At 73.5% G+C, this 4,152-nt stretch carries 4 protein-coding genes; 1 reads left to right on the forward strand and 3 read right to left on the reverse strand.

Annotation, left to right across the window (positions count from 1 at the left end; all coding sequences use genetic code 11):
* Window positions 1-4: 4 nt before the first annotated feature.
* From PKE44_RS15875 to PKE44_RS15885, 3 genes are read right to left on the reverse strand one after another with little or no spacing between them, the layout of a single operon-like run.
* On the reverse strand, window positions 5-1,510 hold the full coding sequence (locus PKE44_RS15875) for a tripartite tricarboxylate transporter permease (protein WP_324553062.1): 1,506 nt from the start codon (window positions 1,508-1,510) through the stop codon (window positions 5-7).
* Window positions 1,501-1,956 (reverse strand): tripartite tricarboxylate transporter TctB family protein, encoded by a 456-nt coding sequence (locus tag PKE44_RS15880; RefSeq protein WP_324553064.1) that lies wholly within the window; start codon window positions 1,954-1,956, stop codon window positions 1,501-1,503. Before PKE44_RS15880 ends, PKE44_RS15875 begins: the two co-directional genes overlap by 10 nt.
* Before the next feature lie 35 nt (window positions 1,957-1,991).
* Window positions 1,992-2,969 (reverse strand): tripartite tricarboxylate transporter substrate binding protein, encoded by a 978-nt coding sequence (locus PKE44_RS15885; RefSeq protein WP_324553066.1) that lies wholly within the window; start codon window positions 2,967-2,969, stop codon window positions 1,992-1,994.
* A gap of 185 nt (window positions 2,970-3,154) precedes the next feature.
* On the opposite strand from PKE44_RS15885, the gene PKE44_RS15890 reads away from it, so the two are divergent.
* The coding region (locus tag PKE44_RS15890) for a LysR family transcriptional regulator (protein WP_324553069.1) at window positions 3,155-4,152 on the forward strand (998 nt) is incomplete at its 3' end.

A 4,152-nucleotide genomic window follows, 5' to 3' on the forward strand; every position in this document is an offset into this window, starting at 1 on the left:
GCCCTCAGCCCGGTTCGGTGGCCAGTTGCCGGCGGGCGCGGCGGGCGGTCGGGCTCAGCGCGCCGAGGATCAGCGCCAGTGCCGCCAGCAGCAGCGCGAGCGACAGCGGCCGCTGCAGGAACACGCTCGCGTCGCCGCGCGCGAGCAGCAGCGCGCGGCGCAGGTGCTCCTCGAACAGCGGGCCGAGCACGAAGCCGAGCAGCAGCGGCACGGTCTCGCAGCCGGATTTCTGCAACAGATAGCCGAGCAGCCCGAACAGCGCGGCCAGGTACAGGTCGCCCGTGCGGTTGGCCAGCGCGTACAGGCCGAGGCAGCAGAACAGCAGGATCGCCGGATACAGCAGCCGGTACGGGGTGGCCAGCAGCCGTACCCACAGCCCGATCAGCGGCAGGTTCAGCACCAGCAGCATCGCGTTGCCGATCCACATGCTCGCGACCAGCCCCCAGAACAGCACCGGATCGTGGACGATGACCTGCGGACCCGGCTGGATGTCGTGCAGCGTCAGCGCACCGATCATCAGCGCCATGATGGCGTTCGACGGGATGCCGAGCGTCAGCATCGGGATGAAGGCGGTCTGCGCGGCGGCGTTGTTCGCCGATTCCGGTCCGGCGACGCCCTCGATCGCGCCCTGGCCGAAGCGGGCAGGGTCGCGCGCGCAGGCCTTTTCGAGCGCGTAGGAAGCGAAGGCCGGCAGCAGCGCTCCGGCGCCCGGCAGCAGCCCGAGCAGCGTGCCGAGTGCGGTGCCGCGCAGCACCGCCGGCACGGCACGCCGGGTGTCGGCCCGATCCGGCCACAGCCGGCCGCAGGGGCGCATCGCCGGCGTGCGCCGGCAGGCGTGCTCCAGCCCGTGCAGCAGCTCGGCGAAGCCGAACACGCCGACGGCGAGCACGGTCGTGCCGACGCCGTCATCGAGTTCGCGCAGCCCGAAGGTGTAGCGCGCGACGCCGGAGTTCGCGTCGGTGCCGATCAGCCCGAGCAGCAGCCCGAGCACGACCATGGCCAGCGACTTCAGCAGCGAGCGGCTGGCGATCGCGACGGCGCCGCTCAGGCCGAACAGCATCAGCGAACAGTATTCGGCCGGTCCGAAGTCGAGCGCGAAGCGCATCAGCAGCGGCGCGCAGGCGGCAAGGAACAGCGTGCCGACGCAGCCGGCGAAGAAGGAGCCGAGCGCGGCGACCGCCAGTGCCGTCCCGGCCCGGCCCTGCTTCGCCAGCGGATGACCGTCCCGGCAGGTGACGACCGAGCTGGCCTCGCCGGGCAGGTTGAGCAGGATCGACGTGGTCGAGCCGCCGTACTGCGCGCCGTAATAGATGCCGGCCAGCATGATCAGCGCCGTCAGCGGCGGCAGGCCGTAGGTCAGCGGCAGCAGCAGCGCGATGGTCGCGACCGGGCCGAGGCCCGGCAGCACGCCGATCAGCGTGCCGAGCAAAGCACCGGTGAAGCAGGCGAGCAGGTTCTGCGCCCCGGCGGCGGCGGCGAAGCCGAGCTGCAGGTGCCCGATCAGTTCCACGGCAGCCCCGCAGGCCAGACCGGCAGCCGCAGGCCGAGGCCGTGCACGAACACGGCGACGGCCAGCACCCCGAGCACGACGGCCTCGATCAGCGCCACCCGCCAGCCGGCGCCGCGCAGGCCGGCGCTCGCGAGCAGCACCAGCGCGCTGCTCGCCACCAGCAGCCCGGCACTGCGCAGCAGCAGCCCGAACAGCACGACGCCGCCGAGCACGGCGAGCAGCGGCCGCAGCTGCAGCACCGGGAACGGAGTGCGCGGGCCGCGGCAGGCGCCGGCGGCCATCAGCAGGCCGAGCAGCAGCAGCAAGGCCCCGAGTATGCCCGGCAGGAAGCCGGGTCCGAGGTCGGCGGCCGTGCCGGCCGGATAGCGCCGGGCGATCCACAGCGCCCCGGCGCCGGTGGCGGCGAGGGCCAGTCCGACCAGTCCGTCGCGAGGGTCATGAAACACGGGAAAGGGGCTCCGCGGGCCGCCGGGGCGTCCGCTCACGGCTGGCGGGCCGCGGCGGTGGCGGCGAAATGACGCTGCCAGAGCGCGTCATCGGCCTCGATGCGCTGCGCCAGCGCCGCCGGCGGCAGCAGCTCGATCTGCAGCAGCAGCTTCGTCAGGCGCTCGCGCACCGGGGCGGTTTCCAGCGCCGCGGCAGTCGCCGAGGCCAGCTGATCGAGGATCGCCGGCGGCGTGCCGGCCGGGGCCAGCATCGCCTGCCACGAAGGCACCGTCACGCCCCGGATGCCGGCTTCCTCCAGCGTCGCGGTGTCGGGCAGCGCCGGCAGGCGCTTCGGCGTCAGCACCGCGAGCGCGTTCAGCAGCCCCTCGCGCACGTGTGGCAGGCCGGTGGCCACCGGGCCGAAGGTCAGCTGCACGCGGCCGGCCAGCAGGTCGGGCAGGGCTTGCGACGAGCCCTTGTACGGCACGCGCGTCAGCGGCACGCCGGTGGCCTGCATGAAGGCGGTCGCGGCCAGCGCCTCGCCGGGCGTGCTCGCGGAGTAGAACAGCGGTTCGGGACGGCTGCGCGCGTATTCGATGAATTCCGCGACGTTCGCCGCCGGCACCGAGGGATGCACGAACAGTGCGAACGGATAGCTGCCGATCGCGGCGACCGGCGCCAGATCGCGCAGGGCATCGAAGGGCGGCGGCGACTGCAGGTGCGGCAGCGCGACCAGCGAGCCGACGCTGAACAGCAGCGTGTAGCCATCGGGGGCCGCCTCGACGACCGCGCGCGCGCCGATCGCGCCATCGGCGCCCGGGCGGTTCTCGACGACGAAGGGCTGGCCGAGCGCCTGCGACAGCGCCGTCGCCAGCGTGCGCGCCGCGGCATCGGTCGGTCCGCCGGCCGGCAGCGTCACGATCAGCGTCACCGGCCGCTGCGGGTACTCGCCCGCCTGCGCGCCGGCGGGCACCGGCACGAGCGTCGTCAACATCATCAGCATCATCGACAAGGCTGTCAGCCTGCGGAACATGGCGCCTCCCGTGGAATGGTCGTCAGGGCGGGCACCGGCCGGGCCGGCGGCGGACCGGCACTGCGGCGAGCGCCGTCGACACAGGCTAGGCAGCGACCGGCCAGGTCCGTGAGAGCCGCTTTGGCATGCATGGTCTTAACCGCTGGTTTAGGCTGAGCCCCGGTTTCCGGCCGGAAAGATGCTTCGTGGACAAGCTGCGCGCCATCCAGTATTTCGTCGCCGCCGTGCGCGAGGGCAGCCTGAGCGCTGCTGCGCGCCGGCTTGAAGTCAGCGTGCCGGCGGTCGCCAAGCTGGTCGCGGCGCTGGAGCGCGAGCTTGGCGCGAGCCTGCTGGATCGCAGTCCGCGCGGACTGGCGCTGACCGCCGACGGCGAGCGCTATCTCGCGGTCTGCGAAGGCGTGCTGCAGCAGCTCGCCGGCATCGAGCGCCAGCTCGGCCGCCAAGGGGCAGGCCCCCGCGGCAGCGTCGTCGTCGAACTGCCGCCGCTGCTCGCACGCTTCTGGATCCTGCCGGCGCTGCCCGAACTGCACCGGCAGTACCCGGAGGTGCAGATCGAGCTGCGCCTGATCGACCGCTCGACGATCACCGATGCCGATGCCGGCGGCTGCGATGTCTGCATCGTGCTCGGCTGGCCGGAGGCGCTCGATCGCGTCGTGCGCCAGGTCGCGCGCATGCGCCTGCTGGTGTGCGCGACGCCTGCCTACTGGGCGCGGCACGGCCAGCCGCAGCGCCCGCGCGATCTGGCGCGCCACGTCGCCTGTCTGGTGCGCAATCCGAAGGGCGTGCTGCTCGATTACTGGCGCTACCGCCGGGGCGAGGAGGAGGAGGCCGTGAAGCTCTCCGGCTGGCTGGTCAGCGATCACCGCGACGCCGTGCTCGATGCCGTGCTCGCCGGCGAGGGCATCGGGCGTTTCGCCGACCTGTCGGTCCAGCACCTGCTGCGCACCGGGGAACTCGTGCCGGTGCTGCTCGACTGGGAGACGCCCGACGATCCGCCGGTCAACCTGCTGCACCGGCCGCTGGCGCAGGGCCCGAGCGCGCTGCGCGTCGTCGTCGAATTCCTCGATGCCCGCATCCGCCAGCTCGAAGCCGGCCGCGGCGCTCCGCATGCGGACGCGGAACCCGACGCCCGGCCGCTCTGGTACCGCCGCGCCTACGGGCGGGCGTCAGCGGTCGGCGGGGC

It is taken from the genome of Plasticicumulans sp. (assembly GCF_035331805.1).
Taxonomy (GTDB): Bacteria; Pseudomonadota; Gammaproteobacteria; order Competibacterales; family Competibacteraceae; genus Plasticicumulans.